The 23,381-nt window shown below is 41.1% G+C and carries 19 protein-coding genes; 14 read left to right on the top strand and 5 right to left on the bottom strand.

The genetic code is table 11. From position 1 onward, the window contains the following. Nucleotides 1–7: 7 nt before the first annotated feature. Nucleotides 8–2,941 (bottom strand): formate dehydrogenase subunit alpha, encoded by a 2,934-nt coding sequence (gene fdhF, locus ACIQXR_RS04620; protein WP_402870815.1) that lies wholly within the window; start codon nt 2,939–2,941, stop codon nt 8–10. Between the two features lie 335 nt (nt 2,942–3,276). Here fdhF and ACIQXR_RS04615 point away from each other — a divergent pair, with 335 nt between their 5' ends. The 10 genes from ACIQXR_RS04615 to ACIQXR_RS04570 all read left to right on the top strand — a co-directional run bounded on the left by ACIQXR_RS04615 (nt 3,277) and on the right by ACIQXR_RS04570 (nt 13,553). Beyond that, nucleotides 3,277–3,639 (top strand): Na-translocating system protein MpsC family protein, encoded by a 363-nt coding sequence (locus ACIQXR_RS04615; protein WP_402870818.1) that lies wholly within the window; start codon nt 3,277–3,279, stop codon nt 3,637–3,639. Between the two features lie 61 nt (nt 3,640–3,700). Continuing rightward, complete coding sequence (gene fdhD, locus ACIQXR_RS04610; protein WP_402870822.1) at nt 3,701–4,498, top strand: formate dehydrogenase accessory sulfurtransferase FdhD; 798 nt, start codon at nt 3,701–3,703, stop codon at nt 4,496–4,498. Nucleotides 4,499–4,811: 313 nt separating this feature from the next. Next, complete coding sequence (locus ACIQXR_RS04605; RefSeq protein WP_402870825.1) at nt 4,812–6,881, top strand: Na+/H+ antiporter; 2,070 nt, start codon at nt 4,812–4,814, stop codon at nt 6,879–6,881. A 328-nt stretch (nt 6,882–7,209) separates the two neighbouring features. Then, entirely contained in the window at nt 7,210–8,262 is a 1,053-nt protein-coding gene (desA, locus tag ACIQXR_RS04600; RefSeq protein WP_402870829.1) for a Delta(5) desaturase DesA, read from the top strand. A gap of 93 nt (nt 8,263–8,355) precedes the next feature. Continuing rightward, entirely contained in the window at nt 8,356–9,474 is a 1,119-nt protein-coding gene (locus ACIQXR_RS04595) for a sensor histidine kinase (RefSeq protein ID WP_402870832.1), read from the top strand. A gap of 11 nt (nt 9,475–9,485) precedes the next feature. Then, the gene (locus ACIQXR_RS04590; protein ID WP_402870835.1) at nt 9,486–10,094 is read left to right on the top strand and encodes a response regulator; all 609 of its coding nucleotides are present in this window, start codon (nt 9,486–9,488) and stop codon (nt 10,092–10,094) included. 118 nt (nt 10,095–10,212) lie between these two features. Next, entirely contained in the window at nt 10,213–10,734 is a 522-nt protein-coding gene (gene msrA, locus ACIQXR_RS04585) for a peptide-methionine (S)-S-oxide reductase MsrA (protein ID WP_402870838.1), read from the top strand. A gap of 155 nt (nt 10,735–10,889) precedes the next feature. Then, nucleotides 10,890–11,585, top strand: a complete 696-nt coding sequence (locus tag ACIQXR_RS04580) for a response regulator transcription factor (protein ID WP_402870841.1) — start codon at nt 10,890–10,892, stop codon at nt 11,583–11,585. Further along, nucleotides 11,582–12,937 (top strand): sensor histidine kinase, encoded by a 1,356-nt coding sequence (locus tag ACIQXR_RS04575; protein ID WP_402870843.1) that lies wholly within the window; start codon nt 11,582–11,584, stop codon nt 12,935–12,937. Before ACIQXR_RS04580 ends, ACIQXR_RS04575 begins: the two co-directional genes overlap by 4 nt. Nucleotides 12,938–13,001: 64 nt before the next feature. Continuing rightward, entirely contained in the window at nt 13,002–13,553 is a 552-nt protein-coding gene (locus ACIQXR_RS04570; RefSeq protein ID WP_402870846.1) for a PepSY domain-containing protein, read from the top strand. Nucleotides 13,554–13,644: 91 nt separating this feature from the next. Here the strand turns inward: ACIQXR_RS04570 and ACIQXR_RS04565 are convergent, their stop codons facing one another. From ACIQXR_RS04565 to ACIQXR_RS04550, 4 genes are all read right to left on the bottom strand, one after another. Continuing rightward, nucleotides 13,645–14,721, bottom strand: a complete 1,077-nt coding sequence (locus ACIQXR_RS04565; protein WP_402870849.1) for a tetratricopeptide repeat-containing glycosyltransferase family 2 protein — start codon at nt 14,719–14,721, stop codon at nt 13,645–13,647. Nucleotides 14,722–15,094: 373 nt separating this feature from the next. Further along, nucleotides 15,095–16,990, bottom strand: coding sequence for a squalene--hopene cyclase (gene shc, locus ACIQXR_RS04560; protein ID WP_402870851.1), 1,896 nt, complete (start codon nt 16,988–16,990; stop codon nt 15,095–15,097). Between the two features lie 122 nt (nt 16,991–17,112). Then, complete coding sequence (locus ACIQXR_RS04555) at nt 17,113–18,768, bottom strand: M14 family metallopeptidase (RefSeq protein ID WP_402870854.1); 1,656 nt, start codon at nt 18,766–18,768, stop codon at nt 17,113–17,115. Between the two features lie 119 nt (nt 18,769–18,887). Further along, nucleotides 18,888–19,157: a DUF1450 domain-containing protein gene (locus ACIQXR_RS04550; RefSeq protein ID WP_403079747.1), complete on the bottom strand. Its 270-nt coding sequence runs from the start codon at nt 19,155–19,157 to the stop codon at nt 18,888–18,890. Between the two features lie 357 nt (nt 19,158–19,514). On the opposite strand from ACIQXR_RS04550, the gene ACIQXR_RS04545 reads away from it, so the two are divergent. The 4 genes from ACIQXR_RS04545 (at nt 19,515) to ACIQXR_RS04530 (ending at nt 23,313) form a co-directional block, all read left to right on the top strand. Next, a complete protein-coding gene (locus ACIQXR_RS04545; protein WP_402870859.1) occupies nt 19,515–20,465 on the top strand; it encodes an ABC transporter permease in 951 nt (316 codons plus the stop codon). After that, a complete protein-coding gene (locus tag ACIQXR_RS04540; protein WP_402870861.1) occupies nt 20,458–21,405 on the top strand; it encodes an iron chelate uptake ABC transporter family permease subunit in 948 nt (315 codons plus the stop codon). Before ACIQXR_RS04545 ends, ACIQXR_RS04540 begins: the two co-directional genes overlap by 8 nt. Continuing rightward, nucleotides 21,399–22,157 (top strand): iron ABC transporter ATP-binding protein, encoded by a 759-nt coding sequence (locus ACIQXR_RS04535; RefSeq protein ID WP_402870864.1) that lies wholly within the window; start codon nt 21,399–21,401, stop codon nt 22,155–22,157. Before ACIQXR_RS04540 ends, ACIQXR_RS04535 begins: the two co-directional genes overlap by 7 nt. A 202-nt stretch (nt 22,158–22,359) precedes the next feature. Further along, nucleotides 22,360–23,313, top strand: coding sequence for a siderophore ABC transporter substrate-binding protein (locus tag ACIQXR_RS04530; RefSeq protein WP_402871333.1), 954 nt, complete (start codon nt 22,360–22,362; stop codon nt 23,311–23,313). The last annotated feature ends 68 nt before the right edge of the window (nt 23,314–23,381 follow it).

Genomic DNA, 23,381 nt, shown 5'->3' with positions numbered 1-23,381 from the left:
CTCCTTATTATTTATCAGTTAAGTGTACATAACCCGGACGTGCCCACTTACGTTGAACCTCAACACCATTTTGAGGATGACGTTTTTTATTACGTGGGTTAGATCCCGGCAATGGAATTTCTCCGCTTTCTTTAAGCACTTCCATACGTACCTTTGTTTGTTTATAAGCAGGTGTACTTGTACGTTGATCATATATAGGACCAGTCAGGAAGTTGATGGCTGAATCCTTGTCGACTGAATTCATCGGAAGGAATAGTTCATTTTTCTTCACTCGGTCTGTAATAAGCACTCTTAATTTGACGGCACCATATGGTGATACCAATCGAACTAATCCGCCATCACTCACTTGACGTTCCTTGGCTAACTCCGGAGAAACTTCAACGAAAATGTCAGGAACTTTAGATTGAATTCCGTTTGATTTGTTCGTCATATTTCCTTCATGGAAATGTTCAAGCATACGTCCATTATTGATATGAAGATCGAATTCTTCAGGGAATTTATGTGGTTCTACCCAGTCAGCTATGGCAAAGCGAGCTTTTTTATCAGGGAAGTTGAAGCCATCCGTATAAAGAAGCGGTGTGCTTGATCCATCATGACTTCCCCATAGGAAGCTGTTCCAGCCTTCAAGTACTTCGTAATTGGCTTGGCTGAAAATAGGTGACAGGCTTGCCATTTCATCATAGATGTCACTAGGATGAGTGTAATTCCAATTTGCACCTAAGCGGTTAGCGATTTCTTGGGTGATTTCCCAGTCCGCTCTAGAATCTCCCAAAGTAGGAAGTGCTTTATATAGACGTTGGACACGGCGCTCTGTATTCGTGAATGTTCCATCCTTTTCAAGAGAAGGAGCTCCCGGTAATACTACGTCTGCATATTGGGCTGTTCTAGAAAGGAAGATATCTTGAACAACAAAGAAGTCTAAGCTTGATAATACTTTATCAACATGGTTTGCATCAGAATCAACAAGTGCCATATCTTCACCGACAAGGTACATCGCTTTCATGTCGCCTTTTTCAATGGCTTCCAGCATTTCAATATTGTGCATACCTGGTTTGTTGTCAATTTTGACACCATATGCTTCTTCGAATTTAGCACGGGCAACATCATCCGTAACACGTTGGTATCCTGGTAGGAAGTTCGGTAGAGTTCCCATATCACAAGCACCTTGAACGTTATTATGGCCACGAAGCGGATAAGCTCCAGCCCCTGGACGACGGTAGTTACCTGTAGCCAATAGAAGGTTAGAGATAGCAGCCGACGTATCGGAAGCACCAGTGTTTTGTGTAACACCCATTCCCCAAAGAATACAAGTACCATCTGCATCGCGAATCGCTTCTGCAATTTGGATCAATGTTTCTTTTGAAATTCCTGTGTTTAACTCTGCATAATCAAGGGTATATTTTTCTAGTATCTCTTTATAATCGTCAAAGAAGTGAACATTTTCATCGATGAATTCTTGATCATGCCAGCCTTGGTCGATCATATATTTAGTAACGGCCATCAACCAAACTTGGTCAGTACCTTGTTTTGGACTGATATGGATGTCAGAACGCTCAGCCATTTCGTTTTTACGTACATCGGCAACGATCAGTTTTTGTCCGTGTAGCTTATGTGCACGTTTTACGCGTGTGGCTAGAACAGGATGTCCTTCGGCTGGATTTGCACCGACGATGATGACAAGTCCTGCTGCAGCGATATCTTTAATCGTACCAGCATCTCCACCCATACCGACTGTGCGGAATAATCCGTCTGTCGCAGGAGATTGACAATAACGAGAACAGTTGTCGACGTTATTTGTTTCGAACATTTGACGTGCTAATTTCTGAATCACATAGTTTTCTTCATTCGTGATTTTAGATGAAGAAATGAATCCTACGGAATTGCCACCGTATTGTTGTTTGATTGAACCAAGTCTTGATGCAACCAAGTCAAGGGCTTCATCCCAGCTTGATTCAACGAATCTACCATTTTTACGGATCAATGGTTTAGTGATACGTTTTTCAGAGTTTACGAAATCCCAACCAAATTTCCCTTTAACGCAAGTGGAAATCGCATTAACTGGTCCTTCATGCGTAGGTTGAACTTTAAGGATTTTGCGCCCTTTTGTCCAAACTTCGAATGAACAGCCGACACCACAGAACGTACAAACCGTTTTCGTTTTCTTCGTACGTGTATCACGCATAGCTGCTTCTATATCAGAAACAGGGAAAATTACGCTGAAATCAGGCTCGACATCTTTAACTAGGTCGATCATTGGTTCCATAATATCTTCTTTCATGGCTGTCATGAAGCCAGCCTCTCCAAGCATGGATTTCTCCATTAACGCATTACATGGACAGATAGTTACACATTGTCCGCAACCCACACATGATGAATTATTGATTTCAGTTCCTTCATCCCAAATAACACGTGGACGTTCTGCTTCCCAATCGATGGATAGCGTTTCATTAACCTGTAGATTTTGACAAACCTCTACGCATTGTCCGCAAGCGATACATTGGTTCGCATCATAGCGGTAGAATGGATGGGACATGTCCACAGCCAAATCCGGTGTAGTTTTAGGCGTAAAGTCTTGGTGCGGGATTTCCATTAATTCTACAGTGTTGTGCAGTTTACAGTTGCCGTTATTATTGTCACAAACTGTGCAATATAATAGGTGATTCTCAAGAAGACGATCCATCGCTTCATTTTGTGCTGCTTTTGCACTTGTTGAATCCAATGAGATATCCATGCTGCTATCGACTTTTGTCGAGCATGATCTAACAAGTTTCCCATTCACTTCCACGATACACGTATCGCATGTTTGAATCGGGTCCACTTCAGGAACATAACAAACCTGTGGATGGGCTATCTTATTTTCATTGATAACTTCCAAGATTGTCGATCCAGTTTTTGCTTTATAATCCAAGCCATTGATTTTAATAGTAATTGAATCGCTCATAATTTTTCCCCCTCTTATTACCAAAAAACACGAAAAAAACCACCATGATTACACCTCTGTCTCTGAACAGTGATGTAAGTCATGGTGGAAAAGTTTAAAAGCAAATCTTGCCAATATACCAATCCAAACCATTATATAAATGATGGATAAAAGATAGAAACATAACAAATCTTATTATGTGACCAACTTTCACAAAGGTATTATACCTTTAATTATAAAAAGAAACAATCAGTATGAGAAAAGTAGTTATTTTCAATAAACTTTTTTTTTTAATCTTATTGCTTTATGATAAGGAAATACTAGATGAAATATCATATGTTAGGAGCGAAATCAAGATGTCAAAAGTAATCCATGAATTCAATGATATGATTCGAAAGCTCCGAAAAGAACTATTCGGAAAAGGGCCAGAGCGTATTCATACGGTTTTTGTAGATAATATGGCTGTTTCCACGCTATATGGGAATTTGACTCCGACGGAAATATTCATTTCGAGTACGGAAGAGGGCAAAGACATGGTTCATTCAGCTAGGACAAAAATGATTCAGGATCTTTATTCGGTTGCTCCTCCAGAGGGAATGGAAGAGTTGGTCGGTGCGAACCTGGTTCATTTGTTTTCTGATATTAAAGTGAAGGAAAATATAGCCATCTCTGTGTTTGTATTTGACCAGGACATAGCAGGAAAACTAAAATCGAACTGATATCATTTTACTGTTTTATATAAGGGGCATGAAGTTCGTGTAGATAATGAGGAGTGAAGGCATGAAGGAGATAGAGAAAAAACGGGAGATCATCCGCATTAGCAAAGGGGAAGTCCAGCAGACGGAAGACACGGTTGTGACGGAATTTCCCGTCACGGTGAAGATCAATGGGCAAGAATTCGTGACGATGGTATGTACACCGGAATACATTGAAGATATGGTCATCGGTTATTTAGCCTCGGAAGGGATTATCCGTAAATATGAAGAAATCAAAGAAATTTGGTTTCAGGAAAAAGAAGGATATGTTCACGTCAAAACGGATAAGCTGAATCCTTATTACCAAGAGTTTCAGAATAAACGTTATATTACTTCATGCTGTGGAGGAAGTAGACAAGGTTTCGTCTTCGTAAACGATGCTCTGACCGCCAAGAAGATGGAGAATATGACGGTAAGGCTAACACCGGAAGATTGCTTCCGCTTAATGAAGGACCTGCAACAGTCCGCGGTGACGTTCCAACAAACCGGTGGTGTCCATAATGCGGCATTGTGTGATGTGAATGGGCTTGTATTAAGCCGAATGGATATCGGGCGCCATAATGCATTGGATAAGATCTATGGGTATTGCTTGAAGAATGGTATATCTTTAGAAGGAAAAGCGATTGTATTCAGTGGGCGCATTTCATCGGAGATACTGTTGAAAGTGGCGAAGATCGGATGCGAGTTGATCCTTTCTAAATCCGCACCAACTGAATTGGCGTTGGAGCTAGCGGAAGGGTTGGGAATCACTACCGTCGGATTTATCCGTAATGATTCCATGAATATTTATACCTGCCCTGATCGGATTCAACTAAATGAATAGAAGTTATTAGACCCGAGTGGATGGCTGATCCACTCGGGTTTTATTTTGACGTCTTTTAGCTGCAAATGAAAAATCAGTTGATAATAAAATGAAACTTGAAAGTTGTCATACCTGTTTGTAATGAATAACTAAGGGGTATATCAATTATCGTTAATACAACAAAATATGCATGATTAATGCGAGAGTTTCATTTAAAAAATACACATTATAAGTAGGGACTATTATTAAAGTGGTGATAATCGCTTTAAAATATCTCTGCTTTTTCACCTTTTTAGAGGAAATCGTACAAAATATTAGAAGATAGGAGGATTCTATGTCATTTTTAATCACTTTGCTCGGCTTATTAGTTTCCACAATAGTCGCTACAATCTTAAATGCTAAATGGCCTCGTATTCCGCTCCCGATATATCAGATAGCCATGGGGGCAGTCATTTCATTTTTACCGCTCCACTTATCATTAGACTTTCATTCTGAATTATTTATGATTTGTATTATTGCTCCCCTCCTATTTACAGAAGGAAAAAACACATCTCGGAAAGAAATGCTTGAGTTGCGTAAGCCGATTCTGTTATTGGCATTTGGGTTAGTATTCGTGACTGTTTTTGCCGGTGGCTTTTTTATCCACTGGTTAATTCCAGATATGCCTTTGGCTGTGGCTTTTGCCTTAGCAGCGACCATTACCCCAACGGATGCGGTAGCGGTACAATCCATTACAAAAGGCTTGAAATTGCCCGGAAACATGATGCCCATCCTTGAAGGAGAATCGCTTTTCAATGATGCAGCCGGAATCGTTGCTTTTAAAGTGGCTTTGGCAGCTGCATTGACGGGCGTCTTTTCTATAAAAGCTGCTTCGCTTAATTTTTTATTTGTGTCTTTAGGTGGGATTATTATAGGTCTCCTTCTGGGCTATTTAATCGTTAAATTGCGATTGTTCCTACGGGTTCATGGACTAGAGGAAATTCCTATGTCCATTGTTATTGAGCTGATTACACCATTTGTGATTTATATGGTTGCTGAAGAGTTCCATGTTTCTGGAATCTTAGCAGTGGTTACCGCAGGAGTCATACATGGCATTGAGCGGGATCGCCTTCAGAGTTCCACAACCAAGTTGCAAATTATATCTACGAATACATGGTCTGTATTAGGTTATCTTTTGAATGGTCTTGTATTTACTTTATTAGGATTCATGATACCGAGTGTTTATCAGGAAATTGAGTCCAACTTAAATAGGGGAACTCTTTTTGGAATTAGCGTCTTGATTGTACTTTTATTATTGGTGATCCGTTTTATTTGGGTATACATTCTTCATGATACTTTCACGAAAAACAGAGTGAATCCATTGGAACAATTTATTATGTCCAGGGTTCATCCTGAAGATAACGATGTCGTGGATGTTAAGAATGTGTCAAAATCGCGATATGCCCTTTTGGCATCAGTTTGTGGCATACATGGTACCATAACTTTAGCTACCGCTTTATCCATACCAACTTTAATGCCGGATGACACGACGTTCCCGATGCGTAATACAGTCTTATTTATCGCGGCCTGTGTCATTCTGTTAAGCGTCTTTTTGGCTACCGTTCTTTTACCGATATTGATAAAGAAACCGACTGAATCTGATGATGAACGTCTTACTACTGAAGAAGCTTATAAAATAGTGTTAAATAAGACAATCCAACTGCTGAGTAAAGAGGCAACCATGGATAATCAGAAAGCGATTCATCAAGTAATGGAAGATTTAAATGAACAATTGATAGATTTGGAGCGTGGAATAACGAAAAGGCCGGATAATCGGACCATACAGGATTTGATGAAGCTAGGGACCAGCAAGGAAATGGAAGTCGTTTCTGGGTTAGTTCAAAAAGGGGCTATCTCCGAAACAACTTTTGAGCTTTATAAGGTGTATATTTCAAGAACGTTAAACTATATGCAAAAATCACCTCTGAAAAGAGCGTGGATTAATTGGAAGACCCTCTTTATCAAAAACAAGATCAATGTCAAATGGGATAAAAAGTGGGAAAACAAATTAGAGAACTCTATTAATGAAAATGCGGACCTGATCCGGGAGTTCCGTAAAGCACAAAAAGAGGCACAAAAAGAAGCGATGATGGTAATCAAACAACAAACTACTCCAGAAAACCGTCATGAAGTCATGCTGGTCATTCAAAGATATAATCATTATTTGTATCCATTCGGAACACTAAGTGAAAAAGAAGTTAATCGTTTCGAAGAGATGGTCAGTCGTTTTCAATTGAATGCGATGCAGATCGAACGTGATATCATTCAGCAAATGGTTGAAGAGGATCAAATATCCACTAGAACAGCAACGGAGCTTAGACAAAACTTGGTTTATGATGAAATGCTCATGATCCAAAGTCAGTAAAATGATGATTCCCAGTATGCGTTTCGGCCGTTCGAGGTGAATCTGCTTTTTTCTGGATTATCAGGTAGGTTCTTGGTATTTCCTCCATTTCATGCGTAAAACAAGAAAAAAAGGAAATAATAGGGTGGTTAAATGCGACTGTAAGACGGGTATATGACAGATGTCATATGAGGTCATTGACGTTTATGACTACAGTAGGTTGAAGAATGTAACTATAATTGAAATATAGAAAAGAAAACATTCATCACTACTATATAGAAGTTGATTCATGCCATTGAATAGACGTTATTGAAACACTCCATATTTTTTACATTTTAAGGAGGAAACTATGAGTAAACACGATCAAAAGCAGTTAAGAAAAGAAGTTGCGCCTTTTGAAAAGTCGAATACGAAATCAAGCGTGAAGCAGATCATCAATACATTTCCACCATTTTTTCTACTCTGGTTCTTGGCTTACCAGAGTTTGAGCATTTCCTATTGGCTGACACTGGCATTCGCCATTCTTTCTTCAGGGTTCGTCATCAGGATTTTCATCATTTTCCATGATTGCTGTCATTCCTCTTTTTTCAAAAGCAAGAAAGCGAATAATATCCTAGGTACGATTAGTGGGATTGTCACTTTATTTCCTTATGAACAATGGAAGCACAGTCACTCGATTCACCATGCAACAAGTAGTAATCTGAACAAACGTGGCACAGGCGACATTTGGGTCATGACGGTTGATGAGTATGTTGCGGCTTCATTCTGGGGACGTCTTGCTTACCGTTTATACCGGAATCCGATTGTCATGTTTGGATTAGGACCTTTTTATCTATTCCTCGTTACCAATCGTTTGAATGTTAAGGGAGCAAGAAAAAAAGAACGGATGAATACGTATCTTACAAACGCGGCTATCGTGTTGATATACGGCCTATTATGTTTGGCAATCGGTTGGCAGGCATTCCTTATGATTCAATTACCGATCCTTTTTGTATCGGGTTCATTGGGCATCTGGTTGTTCTATGTTCAACATCAGTTCGAAGATTCTTATTTTGAAGAAGAATCTGATTGGGATTATGTGAAGGCAGCTATAGATGGAAGCTCTTATTATAAGCTTCCAAAGGTTTTACAATGGGTAACGGGTAACATCGGTTTCCACCATGTGCATCATTTAAGCCCTAGAGTGCCGAACTATAATCTGGAGAAAGTCCATGATTCGACGCTGCCCTTACAACAGGCTACGACGATCACGCTCGGCTCAAGTTTGAAATCTCTCCGTTTCCGCTTATATGATGGAGAAAATAAAACGTTTGTAAGCTTTAAAGAGATTAAGGAACGTTTGAATGCAACGAAAACTAAAGTTGAAATGACTTCTAAACGACCAAGTTTACAAGAAAAATAAATATCCCGACAAAAAACCATTCAGTTTCGATTGAATGGTTTTTTGACAAAACTTCGTAGTATATACTAGAAGGAAAAGGAACAGAGGGACGCTATGCAAAGTTGGTATCATATTTTTCCGAAGAATACTGGATTAAGCCCGTATGTCTGGATTATTTTCTGTATTCTTCCTTTTTACTTCATTTTTAGATCATCCTCGATGTCCGAAATCATTTTCGGTATAATTATGATCATTTTATTTTTCATCTCCTACGGATTTTCGTTCGCCTCCAAGGGATGGGCCGTATATGTTTGGACAGGGATACAAATTGCCATTTCCATATCGATGACCATCTTTTTCGGTTTTATTTACTTTTCTCTTTTTCTAGCGTTCTTCGTAGGCAATGTTCAAAATAAGGTAGGCTTTTTTGTCTTATATTCGGTTCAACTATTGGCTACCATCGTGTCCGTCAATATTGGGTTCATCATGAAAGACCCCATTTTCTTTTCACAGTTTCCCTTTATGCTTATTTGTATAGTGGGCGTGATTCTACTCCCGTTCAATACGTATAATCGAAATAAGCGGGATAAGCTAGAAGAACAGCTCGAAGATGCCCATAAGCAAATTTCGGAACTTGGGAAGATGGAGGAACGTCAGCGTATCGCGCGTGATTTGCATGATACATTGGGGCAGAAGCTTTCACTGATCGGATTGAAAAGTGACCTTGCTGGAAAGTTGATTGATTTGAATCCTGAGTCGGCTAAGAAAGAGATCAAGGATATACGTCAAACGGCGAGGACAGCGTTAAAAGAAGTGAGGGAAATGGTGTCGGAAATGCGTGGGGCTAAGCTTAGCGACGAAGTCATTCGGGTCAAGCAGATTTTGAAAGCTGCCCAAATAGATTTTGAATTGGATGGTTCTACGGATTTACGAGCAACACCCTTATTTGTCGAAACGGTTTTGAGCATGTGCATAAAAGAAGCCGTGACCAATATCGTTAAGCATAGTCAAGCCACGCTTTGTAAAATTTCCATTGAAGAATTGAAGACGGGCGTAATGATTAAAGTCGAAGATAATGGGGTGGGTCTTACTCAAACCTCGGATTTCTATAAAGGCAATGGACTTCAAGGTATGAAAGAAAGGCTGGAGTTTGTGAATGGAAGCCTGGACATAGAATCAAACAACGGGACCATCGTTTATATAAAGGTTCCGAATGCAATTAAAAATGAATAGGTGGGATTAATTTGATTCGAATCGTGATCGCTGAAGACCAGCGGATGTTACTCGGAGCGCTTGGGTCCATCCTCGACTTGGAAGAGGATATGGAGGTTGTCGGGAAGGCCAGCGATGGAGAAGAAGCCATGAATCTCATAAACCGCTTGCAACCGGATATCTGTGTCACGGATATAGAGATGCCAGTGAAAACCGGACTGGATGTTGCGGAAGAGATTAAGAATAAAGGAATCCAATGTAAGGTCATCATTTTGACGACATTTGCCCGTCCCGGTTATTTTGAAAGAGCCAGAAAAGCTGAAGTGGGCGGCTATTTACTTAAAGATAGTCCAAGTGAAGAACTGGCCAATTCCATCCGTGTCATCATGGATGGAAGGCGCATCTACGCCCCAGAGCTTGTGGATATGGCCTTTGAAGAAGAGAACCCATTGACTGAACGAGAAACGCAAGTGCTTGGGCTGATAGCGGACGGAAAAAATACAAAGGAAATTGCCAACCAGCTTTTTCTTACCAATGGGACGGTCCGGAACTATATTTCGGTCATTCTCGATAAACTCGATGTCAGTAATCGTGTGGAAGCGATTGTTCGGTTCAAGGAAAAAGGCTGGTCTAAAGATTAAATAGGATGGGCCATATGGATTATCCTATTTCTTATGAAATCAGCAACCACTACATAAAACAAATGGTTATGGTATATTGGTTTTTATTACATTAGATGAGTAAAGGGGGACGATTGGTATGGAAAAGGCAATATTTGCTGGTGGTTGTTTTTGGTGCATGGTTACACCATTCGATGAACTGCCAGGCATAGAAGGCATCATCTCCGGTTATTCAGGTGGACAGGTTGAAAACCCCACCTATGAGGAGTTGAAAACGGGGACGACGGGGCATTATGAAGTTGTTGAAATTACGTTCGACCCTCAAGTTTTTGCTTATGAGAGATTGCTTGAATTATATTGGCAGCAAATTGACCCAACCGATGATGGAGGACAATTCCATGACAGAGGAAGCCAATATCGGACGGCCATTTTCTATCATAATGAGACACAGCACCAATTAGCTCTTGAATCCAAAGAGCGACTAAGTGCCAGCGGAAAATTCAAGAAACCGATCGTTACGGAAATCCTTCCGGCCCAAACTTTTTATCCTGCTGAGGAATATCATCAGGATTATCACAAGAAAAACGAAAAACATTATAAAGAGGACCGTGAGAAATCTGGCCGTGACGAATTTATCAGTCAGAATTGGACGGGTAAATAATTCATCACGATTCCCAAACCTCTTGTTTCAATGTGAAAGCAGCCCTCTTCTAGAAAGATGGCTGTTTTCTTTTTAATCTTTTCAATGGGAATCGTCCATTTCTCATGATATTTTCATATTTCTTCAGTACACTAAGATTTAGGTGGTGTTGAATGATGGATAAACGAATTTTGATCATAGAAGATGAAGAGAAAATCGCAAGGGTGCTGACGTTGGAGCTCAACCATGAAGGGTATCAAACCGAATCGGCTTTTACCGGAAAAACAGGACTCGAGAGGGCGGAAGCGCAAGACTGGGATTTGATTTTACTGGATGTGATGCTCCCTGAGTTAAATGGGATCGAAGTATTAAGACGATTCAGGAAAAAGAATGTTCATACGCCGGTCATCCTTCTGACGGCAAGGGATGCGGTACCGGATAAGGTGAATGGGCTTGATCATGGAGCGAATGATTATGTAACCAAGCCTTTTGAAATAGAGGAATTGCTGGCCAGGATCCGTGCGTGCTTTCGGAGGCAAACTGGTGGCGGCATTAAAGATGTGAAAGAGGATAGTCTAACGATTCACGATTTACAATTGGAACTGGGCACAAGAGATATCCTACGTGCCGGTAAGCGGATTGAGCTGACTTCCCGTGAATTTGATTTGCTGGTCTATCTTTTGCAAAATAAAAATCAGGTTCTGTCACGAGATCAGATCATCTCCCATGTATGGGGATATGATTTTTCTGGAGATACGAATGTGGTGGATGTGTATATCCGGTATTTGCGTAAAAAAATCGACTATCCTTATGATGTGCCTCTCATTCATACTTATCGCGGTGTGGGGTATAGCCTGAAGGAGCCGCTATGAAGATCCGGACAAAAATCCAATGGTACTCGAGTTTGTTTTTGACCATCATGCTGGTCTTGTTAAGTGTCTTCGTCCTCGTTGCTTTTCTTTGGATTTCTATCGAGCGGGAACAGGATATACTCGAAAATCAGGCAAAGCTACTAGAAGAAAACGTAAAGGTGGGAGCTCTCTTTTCCGGAGATTCAAAGGCGATTGAGCCCTATACGCCGGACGATGGGATGGTGCGGATTTTCAATTCGAACGGTTCCTTGGTAAATCGCTTTGTTGATGAAGATGGACTTGAGGAGCTAGCGGTGAAATCATTTGACGATAAGGGGTATAACTTCGCAAAAGTGGATGGTGAATACGTATTGACTTACCGATCGCCCTATCCGGAGGAAGGCGCTCCGTCGGGGATGATAGAGGTCACCCAAATACAGGATGCCCTCCTTGAACAGTTATCCATGCTGGCGCTTGTGCTCGTTGGTTCATCCTTATTTGTCATTCTCTTATCGGTTATCGCCGGGAAGTGGTTGGCAAACCTTATCCTAAAACCGATTTCCATCATGAGCCGGACCATGTCGGATATTGAGGAAAGCGGAGAATTCAAAGAGATCCCATTGCCGGAGAAATCAAAGGATGAACTTCAGGTAATGGGGGTTGCATTTAACAGGATGATTGGAAGACTTGAACGGAACTTTAATCAGCAACAGCAATTTCTTTCGGATGCCTCGCATGAACTGAAAACGCCGATAACCGTGATAGAAAGCTACGCTTCCTTATTAAAACGTTGGGGCATGAAGGATGAGGCGATTCTAGAAGAGGGAGTTGAGGCGATTCATCATGAAGCGCTCAGGATGAAGCAGCTGACGGGACATCTACTGAAGGCGGCTTCTCAAACGGAAACGTCTTCCGATATGAAGGAAGAGATCGAACTGATTTCATTTTGTGAGCAAATTGCCCAAACGTTCAGACGGACTACGGAACGGGAAGTGACTGTCAGTTCAGAGCTTTCTTCCATCCATACGGAGACGGTTTCAAGTAAGCTCGAACAGATTCTTATAATCTTATTGGACAATGCGATGAAATATAGTGATTCAGCGATTCACATTTCCATTCATGTGAAGGACGGAAGACTGTTGATAGAGGTACAGGATCAGGGTGTAGGCATTTCTGAAGAGCATCTGCCGCACGTGTTCGAGCGTTTTTACCGGGTAGATTCCTCACGGGCAAGGAAAACGGGGGGGAATGGGCTCGGTCTATCGATTGCTCGCTCCCTAGTTGAGTCTCTTGGAGGAAGATTGGAGATTCAAAGTGAAAAGGGAACGGGTACAACCGTCACGATTAGTCTTTCTCATCAAATTCTAATCTAGCATTCATGGTGGCCTCATAGAGAATGGTTATCCTTAAGGTACAACTTAAAGGAGGAATTCATTCATGAAAAAGACATGGGGCAAAATAAAAGAAAACATCAACAAAAGGAAAAAAGCGATCATAACGATATCAGGGGCAGCGGTTTTACTATTCGGTGGTGTTGCCGGAACGGCAGTGTATGCGGTCAACCAGGGAACGTTATCTGAAAAGGATGCTATCAACATGATATCTGGAGAACTTGGTGGCGAGGTTGTCCAAGTCGAAAAAGAGTGGGACGAATATCCGATCACGTATGACATGACCGTTAAAACGGAAGAAGGTTATCAGGATGTGGAAGTCGATGCGAAAGAGGGGACGGTCCTATCTCAAGAGATGGACGATGATCAGGATGAGGACGTATTGATCCAGGAAGCTTTGAAAACGGCAAAAATCAGCATGGAAGAAGCTGAAAAGATCGCCCTGAAGCAGGTGGAGGGTCAAATAACGGATCTAGAAGCGGATATGGAAAATGGCATCCTTGTTTATGAATTGGAAATCAAGCAAGACCAGAAGGAATACGATCTAGAAGTTGACGCGAATACAGGCAAAGTGTTAAAAGTGGATTTGGACGATTAAAAAGACCGGGCTGCCTTTCAACAAGAAGAAGCACCTATTAGCTTAATGACTGATATAGGTTCACCCCCGTTTAAGATAAACGGGGGTGTTTTCATGTCTCGTTCATGTCTTGGAAGTATTTCCGATTATAGAGCACGGCAGGGTGATTAGGCACGAATTCAGATGCTAACTCATTATGCTTGTTAGCTTCACCGTACTTTCCAAGACGGTCATAGCACAAGCAGAGCTGGATATGAGGCAGCCATGTATAGCAACTTCGGTCAATGAAGGGGCTTTTATTTTCTGGAATGGCAACTTGTGTCGCTAAATTGTACCAGAATATGGCGCGTTCATAATCATTTTGCTGCAGATAAATAGAGCCGAGCCGGCAGCAGTTTTCTCCTCTTGGGGTATCGTATTCAAACGATTTTAAGCAACTTTGGATGGCTGGAAGCCAATCTTTGGTCTGGAGAAGGCAATCGGAAATCTTTCCACATGCTTGAATATTATCCTCGCTCCAGCCCTTGCCCTCATCCAGGAACTTTTGATACCATTCTATGGCTCTTTCGTAGTGGCCGTGGTCCTTGCACTCATTTGCAAAATAATATTTGTCACGTGGTGTGAAAGGGTGGCCTGCTTCGAGTGCTTTTTCATAGATCTTCAAATTCCGGTCGCTATGGACCTTTTCCTTTTTATGAACAATCGCAATATCCGATTGAAAAATATTCCCCTTCACATCGAGGTATTCATGAACGAATCCAATCCACCGGAAGTTCTTTTCTCGTTTTACGAGCCGGTTTCGACGCGAGCTGAAGCTAGGGTTGCCATGCTCATCAAATGAGAGATGATAGAACATCATGACGGAGTCAACATAACTAGGAAGCGTTTCTTTGAGCGTTAATAACTTTTGCTTATTTTCCATTGTTAAAATGTCATCTGCGTCGAGCCATAGAATATAGTCCTTTGTCGCTTTCGAAAAAGCAAAATTCCTCGCTGCGGCAAAATCATCAATCCATTCAAAATCATATACATGATCTGTGAAAGTGGCAGCGATTTGTTTCGTCTGGTCTGCAGACCCTGTATCGATGATGATTATTTCATCTGCCACTTCACCTACGGAAGTAAGACAGGCAGCAAGCGTGTCTTCTTCATTCTTTACTATCATGCAAAGACTAATCGAGATAGCCATTTTTTCACCTCCGCTACCAGCATATTAATGACTACTCGTATGGGTGTTACGCGGTAAGGTAAAAGGGCATGGGTTTCCCCATTTATAACCTTTGAAAGGTATCCAATGAAAGAGTCATCCCCAATCTATCCACAAAACGTACAGGTTGAGCTCATATTAGAAGGGGATGTGCACAATTTTCGGCCTATAGATTCTTGAAATGTGATACAGATATTGAAATTTGTGGATAAGTGTACTGTTTTAAAAAAAATCCGACGTCATTTGGTGTGGATAACCAAGGAATGTGGATAACTGAACCGGTATCCAGGATTGTTTTCCACAATTCATCCACATCCTAACACCATTCCTTAATTGAATGGTGGATAACCGGTCTTTAATCATTCATGAACTTATTTTTGTAGTGACTTAATGTTAATAAGGGATAAATATAACGATAACTGTGATAATGAATATACAAAAAGTTGGCCATTGCTTGGCCTGCTGGATACTCATTGGCCCAGCACTCTTTTGACCCTTCACGAATGAGATAGGTTATTCCCTTCTTGATTTCAGGTGTTGGCTCTTCTGAAGTGGATATCAGGGCGTCCACTGCCCAGGCCGTATGGGTCAGAGTACTGGTACCGAGTGGAACATATTTTTCTTTTATATCGCTATAGCAAGACTCCCCCCAACCACCATCTTTATTTTGGATTTTCTTCAACCAGCCCACAGATTGCTTTATGGCAGGATGGTCTGAAGAGTGTCCGGCCGCCTTTAGTCCTGTCAAAGCAGACCAAGTCCCATAAAGATAGCAAATTCCCCAGCGTCCATACCATGATCCATCCGGTTCTTGATTATCCAATAGCCAATTGACGGCTTTTTTGCTGACTTTTTCAGGTTTCTTCATATTTGTATAGTTACCTAAGAATTCGAGTGCCCTCCCTGTTAGATCGGGGGTGGAGGGGTCCGTTAACAGGTATTTCGATCCTTCGAAAGGAACAAGGTGGAGCCATTGATGATCATTATTCCGTTCGAATGAAGGGAATCCCCCATCATCATTTTGCATGGAAATCATGAACGCGACTCCACGTTGCCAGCTGTCCTGATTCGTTGGATTGTGCTTTAATTCATATGCCAATGCGCGCAACGAGGCACTCGTATCATCGACATCGGGGTTCATGGTATTCAAATCGGAAAATCCCCAACCGCCAGGAACAGCTTTTGGGTTATGGATCCGCCAATCGCCAAAGATATGATGCTGACGGCTAAGCAAATATTGATTAGCAGCCTTCACCGTTTGGTCTTTTGAAGATACGCCAGCTTCCTGTAAAGCATAGCTAATCAATGAGGTATTCCATACATGAGGCGTAGTGAACTGGATATGGGTATGGCCATCGATTGAACAGGCCATGCCCTTCAAGCCTTCAACAGCTTTCAGGATGACGGGGTCATCTTTTGAATAGCCGACTGATAGCAAGGCAAAAATCATGAAGAAGGTGGAGCCAAAATAATTATAGAGCGTTCCATCGGGCTCAAGGCGGTCAATCATAAAGCGCTTTGTTGTTTCAAGGGCTAGCGAATGAAGGTAATCGGGAAATCCAATCAAGGACTTAACGGCATTCTGTACGGTAGAGAAGAAGGACCGGTACTCATCAGTTCGATATTCTTCCCATACGTGTTCCTTTGATCGTTCCTCCCGGGTGTGATATAAATCTTTTAGATTAGGAGTGATGGGAGATTTGATCTGGAATTTTTTATGACCTAGAAGAAGTAGCGGAATCATGTTGACCCGTCCGAATACGGAGAGGTCATACATATTAACGGGAGAGACGGGCGGCAATAATATAACTTCTAGAGGCAACGGGAAGATGAGTGGCCATTTGTATTGGCCGGTGACGGTCAGCATCATTTTCGTTAACATTTTGGCTTTTTTGATTCCGCCATGGGCAAGGATGAATTGCTTCGCCTTTTTGATATGGGGATCTTGTTTTTTCCGGAGGCCACTATAGAGAAGCCCATAGTAAGCCTCGATGGTAACGGATAGGTTTCCGTCTTTTTCATCATGGAAGAGTTTCCACGAACCATTTTCCGTCTGTCTGCTTTCAATCCTGTTCACCAATGCCTCTATAAGCGGTTCGTCCTCTATTTGCAGTATTTTCAGTAAGATAATCATATAGGCATCCGCCGTAATCCCGGTGTCAAACGGATAATTCCACGATCCATCCGAAGACTGATCTTGCTTTAACCGGTTAACAAGGCGGTTGATTTCCGTATATACATGCTCGCTCAAAGACTTTCCCCCTTTCTAGTCATCCTTTTAAATATATTCACCCACCACTGTTCCATTCCAAAAGAAACGAAAACACGCCTGAGCACTAATGCTCAGGCGTGTTTTCGTTTCGGGTTCTCAGTCTATTTTACCGGTAAGGGTGGTTGTTTCATGTAACGGTAAATCGGAAGTTCATCGCCTTTGGCCGCAGGGATGAAATTGAAGGTCACGTAACTGTCGATGCCTTCGGGCTCAAGGGTTAGGGCAATGAAGTTGGCATCAGGCTGGGACATATTGAATACATAGCTACCTTTTGGGAAGCTTTGTTTCTTCGTATGGACGGAGGTCGTCACTTCTTTCGTTGCATGTCCATTTTCCAGTTCGTCGGAAACTTTCAAATCTGTTACTTTGTAGCTTTCAACCGGTATAGTGATGGACTTTTTAAGTGTATTCACTTGAACACCCAATCGCTCCAGTTTTTTTGCTACCTCTTTGTACTCGGAAGGGAGGATATAAGCCGTTGGACGATTTCTGACCAGTGTAGGGTAAGCGTCGGTCGAATCAAACCAATCGATGGACGTATCCACCTTTTTGGCTTTTTCCAGATCGATGACCGTTAGTTTTTGGTTCTTGATTCGTTTATTTTCACTTTTTATGACAACCTTATCATTGTCATTTGCTTTTGCGCCTTTTTTGACGACTTCACTTTCTGATTGGCGAACCACTTTTTTCACTTTGGTTGCCTGATCAGCCGTTGCTTTTATGAAGGCAGCCTGTGCTGTAGCGTGTGCATGCACACGTCGCGTGAAATCCGTCCGACCAATATTGATTCCGCGAGTTTCTATTAAATAAGACATCGTATTCTTCAAGCCTAAAGCGTTACGTCCAATCCGTGCCTCCGTGCTTCCTTCTGTGGCCGTCAGCACCCCATCTTCAGAGGTAGCGAGAGTATAGTAGTCCTTATAGGATAGCTTTTCTTTTTCCAATGTCTTAAAAACCTTCGGCAAAAGCAATTCATCGGATGCTTTTCGCAGCTGCTGCGGGATATTTAGATTCTTTGCTGAAGAGATGAGCAAATCATATGAAGCTATTGCGCCATTCTTGCCGACTTTTTTAAGCGGGGCAGGGTTGACCGTGTACTCATGTACGTCAAGAATGACCTCTGGTTCGTAAGCATTTATTGCCCGGTGGATTGTCTGGACTTCAGGATGCTCCACTTTTAAATAGTCCCGATTGGCATCCAAGTTAGTGGCCGTCGTGCGTTTAAAGTAATAGGATCCATCCGGATTCACGCGTGGGACGATGGCGATATTCACTTTATCGAGGACATTGCCAAGCTTCCCTTCTGCTAACCATTGGGCAATGACTAAGGTGGATTCCCCGGCAGCGGGTTCATTGCCATGAATTTGTCCCTGAATCCAGATCAATGGTTTCTTTGAATTCTTTTGCAGTTTTTTTGAGTCCTTACTGAAAAGAAGCATGGGAATATCGCGACCTTCTGTGGATTGACCAATGGTCTTCATTTGAATATGCTTATTTTTATGGGTGAGACCTTCGATGAATGTGTTCATTTCTTCTTGACTGGTAAAAGCAAGTCGATCTTGTTGAAAGGCAGGCGTCTTGAATGAAGTGTCAGGTACAGGAAAGAGGTAGGAGAGATTATCAGGTTGAATGTAACTTGGCCCACTCCCATAGTAAGGAGTGAATTCTTCTGCTTGAGCGACGTTGCTATGGCTCGGCAATCCAGTGGCAAGGCTAAGAGAGATGACAGAAACTAAGGTAGGTACGATTTTTTTCACAGATAGTCCTCCTGGAAAAGTCATTTACCATAAATTAACATAATGTGCACAAGAAAAGTAGTCAAAGCTAACGATATGGTAAAAATGATTAATAGAACCTAAGTGTTTATGCCCATATATTATTTTAATGTGTTTTGTAACTGGCTTAAAAGGTCGTCTGTGTCGGCCCCAATAACCAATTCTCCATTAACCTTGGCGTAAGGAGATTTCTTGCAAAGCGCACATTCACTTAAACATTCATATTCTTTATACTGAATCCGGGGACTCTTTAAGAATTTTCCATAGACCTCCGAAGTTTGTTCATTGAGGAAACGATCAAGATTATTTTGGCAAAATTCTATTTTGACATGTTCTTTTTTTGTGAAAAGTTTAGTTAGAAAGGTTTTCATCATATCGCTACTTTCGTTGAAGAGTAAATAGATGTTATTTCCATTTTATCATGTAGGAAGGGGGGTGCATAGGTAGAGCTGGACGAACGGTCCTAAAGAATGAAAGGAATTCTCGGTAAAGAGTCATCCAGACAATTACATTATACCCAAGTAATTAGATTTATTAAGTTGACACATAGCGGAGACATGGTAGAATGAAAAGGTAATAATGATAATGAATCTCATTATCATATTTAAGTGACAAACATCATTCTATCGTTCATTTGAAATGAATTTTCATTCAAGCATTAATACATAGTTTCAAATCAATCATATATCACTGTATATTTACTGAGATAGGAAGAGTAGGAAACGTAGATGAAGATTAGATATTTAGTTCTTATGTTAATCGTTTTATCCTTTACTTCTCTATTTATAGGTGTTAAGGATATTACGCCCTTGGATTTATTGGACTTAAGTGATGATAAAGTCCAAATTATGTTGCAAAGCCGTTTTCCTAGAATGGTAACCATTATTATAGCTGGTGTCGTCATGAGCATCAGTGGTCTTATCATGCAGCAATTGAGCAGGAACAAATTTGTATCACCTACAACTGCCGGTACGATGGATTCAGCAAGACTAGGTCTTCTTCTTGCTCTGATCATCTTCCCATCGGCAGCCCTTATAGAGAAAATGGCATTTGCCTTCATCTTCGCCTTGGCTGGTACTTTTCTATTCATGAAAATACTGGACAAAGTAAAATATAAGGATACTATTTTCATACCATTAGTGGGATTGATGTTTGGTAATATCGTTGGATCCATTTCAACTTTCTTTGCTTATAAGTATGATTTAATCCAAAGCCTCAACACTTGGATGAATGGGGATTTCTCGATGATCATGTCGGGTAGGTATGAATTGATATATGCTAGTATCCCGTTAGTCATCGTCGCATATATCTTTGCCAATAAATTCACGGTGGCAGGGATGGGGGAAGAGTTTGCCATCAATCTGGGCCTCAATTACAAATTTGTGGTCAACCTTGGATTGGTTATCGTGGCGCTTGCCTCCACGCTCGTTTTATTAACGGTAGGAACAATTCCTTTCATCGGGTTGATCGTACCTAATATTGTTTCCCTTTACCTTGGTGATAACTTGAAGAAGAGTCTTTCTCATACAGCATTGCTAGGGGCTGTTTTCCTATTAATCTGCGATATTTTGGGCCGGATCATCATTTATCCATTCGAGATTCCGATTGGCCTTGTGGTGGGAGTAATAGGAAGCGCCATATTTATCTATTTGATAATGAGGAGAAAGGCATATGAATAATAAGAGTAAGATCATAATATTGGCGGTTCTTGCCGCCGTTTTAACAGCCTTTTACATCTTTTGGGACCTTGGCCCGAATTGGGATTATTCCCTTCCGAGGCGGGTCTGGAAAATTATCGCCATCATCGTAGTGGGGTGTGCGATAGCCTTTGCTACAGTGATATTCCAGACGGTCACCAATAACAAAATACTGACACCAAGCATCTTGGGATTAGATTCCATGTATATGCTCATCCAAACAGCGGTCATTTTCTTGCTTGGCTCGACGCATATCTTGATCACGAATAAAAACCTTAACTTCCTGGTAACGTTGGCCATCATGCTCATCTTTGCCAGTTTGCTTTTCAAATTCATGTTCAAGCAGAACCGGAACATTTATTTCCTACTGCTGATTGGAATCATCTTTGGAACATTATTCGGTAGTATGTCATCCTTCATGCAGGTGTTGATTGACCCGAATGAGTTCCAAATCATACAGAACAAAATGTTCGCGAGTTTCAATAATGTCAATACAGATCTTTTAATCTTGGCTATTGTACTCATGATCGCGGCTATCGCTTACTTCTTTAGATTCATGAAATATTTAGATGTCATGTCCCTTGGTAGGGATCAGGCCGTCAACTTGGGTGTGGATTATGATTACGTCACCAAACGAGTATTGATCGTTGTCACGATACTCATCTCGATTTCAACGGCCCTGATCGGTCCCATCACATTCCTCGGTTTGCTGGTTGCCAATGTCGCGTATCAATTCATCAATTCCTATCAGCATAAAATCATCCTTCCGGGTGCGATGCTGATCAGTGTCATCGCCTTGGTCGGCGGTCAGTTCATTGTTGAGAGGATCTTTACCTTCTCGACTACATTAAGTGTCATCATCAACTTTATCGGCGGTGTATATTTCATCTATCTTCTATTAAAGGAGAATAAATCATGGTAGAAGTTAAAAAATTATTCAAACGGTACAATAATAAAACGGTCGTTGAGGATGTCTCTTTGAAAATCCAAAAAGGAAAGATCACTTCTTTCATTGGACCCAATGGTGCAGGAAAAAGTACGGTCCTCTCCATGATAAGCCGGCTCATTGCCAAAGATTCAGGGGACGTCCTGATTGATGGAAAAGATATGAACAATTTCAAAAGTAACGAGCTTGCGAAGAAGATTGCCATTCTAAAGCAGGCCAACCACATTAACATTCGTTTAACCATTCGTGAACTCGTCGCTTTTGGCCGTTTTCCTTATTCACAAGGGAAACTGACGAAAGAGGATTGGGTATATGTCGATGAAGCGATTGAATATATGGAACTTGCGGATATGCAGGACAAGTTTCTAGACCAGCTTAGTGGTGGACAGCAACAACGGGCATTCATTGCCATGGTCATTGCTCAAAACACAGAATATGTGCTTCTTGACGAACCATTAAACAACTTGGACATGAAGCATTCCGTTCAAATCATGAAGGTTTTAAGAAGACTGACCGATGAATTGGGAAAAACGGTCATCATCGTCATCCATGATATTAATTTTGCTTCTTGTTACTCCGATTACATCGTTGCACTGAAGGATGGAAAGGTTGTCCATAATGGACCGACCGAACAGGTCATCAACTCCAATGTCTTAAAGGAAATATATGATATGGACATTGAAATCCAAAACATCAATGATAATAAGATTTGTGTGTACTTTACTTGAGTTAATCCGTTCATATTGATTTAAAATCACCTAGGATTCAAAGCTTGAACATACTTTAATCTCTATTTTTCAAACTGTTTCAGTAGGCAGGCGCCCAAGATATGGCTGGCTGAAAGGGTTTATAGAAGATATGGTTACAGAAGGCTAATGGTTTCAAAGGTGATTTCAAATATAAAATAACTTTCGAGGTGACTATCTAATGATGAAAAAATTATCTTTATTGCTTTTATTGGCAATGTTGGCAGTCGTAGCTGCAGCTTGTGGATCGAATGATGAAAAAGAAGAATCAAGTACAAAAAAAAATACAAGTGAAACAGCTAAAAGTGAAGAATTCACCGTTAAACACCAATTAGGCGAAACAAAAGTTAAAACGAACCCTGAAAAAGTTGTTGTATTCGATATGGGTGCCCTTGATACTCTGGATAAATTAGACGTAGAGGTAGCGGGTGTTCCTCAAGATAGCCTTCCTAAATACCTTTCTGACTACAAGGAAAGCACTGAAAATGTAGGTGGCTTGAAAGAACCTGACTTCGAAAAAATCAACGAAATGGCTCCTGACCTTATTCTGATCTCAGGTCGTCAATCAGAAGCATATGAAGAATTAAGTGAAATCGCCCCAACTGTATTCGTTGGTGTGGATACTACAAAATATATGGAATCATTTGAAGAAAACGTTACACTTTTAGGTAAGATCTTTGGTAAAGAAGACCAAGCAGCTAAAGAACTTGCAAGCGTTGAAGAAAATATTGATGCTTTGAAGGGAAAAGTTCCTGCTGATAAAAAAGGTTTAATCGTTCTTGCTAATGGTGGAAAAGTAAGTGCATATGGTCTTAACTCAAGATTCGGTATCATCCATGATGTATTCGGCGTTCCTGCTGTAGACGATAAATTAGAAGTATCAACACACGGTCAAAGCATTTCTTTCGAATATATTGCTGAAAAAAACCCGGACTACCTTTTCGTTATCGATAGAGATGCTGTAGTGGGTGATGGTGCTGCTGCGAAAGAAACTGTTGAAAATGACATTGTGAAGAACACAAACGCTTATAAAGATGGCCACATCGTTTATCTTGACCCTAACTACTGGTACTTATCAGGTGGCGGATTAGAATCCGTTAATGAAATGGTTAATGAAATCTCTGAAGGCCTTAAGTAATTCATGAATCCCGAAATGCCTGTTCCCACTTTATGTGAGAACAGGCATTTTTTTATTGGCTAACACAA

The organism is Peribacillus sp. NPDC097224 (genome assembly GCF_044761985.1).
Lineage (GTDB): Bacteria > Bacillota > Bacilli > Bacillales > DSM-1321 > Peribacillus.
The sequence above is the reverse complement of the archived record's forward strand: the minus strand, read 5'-3'. Positions and strand labels throughout refer to the sequence as shown.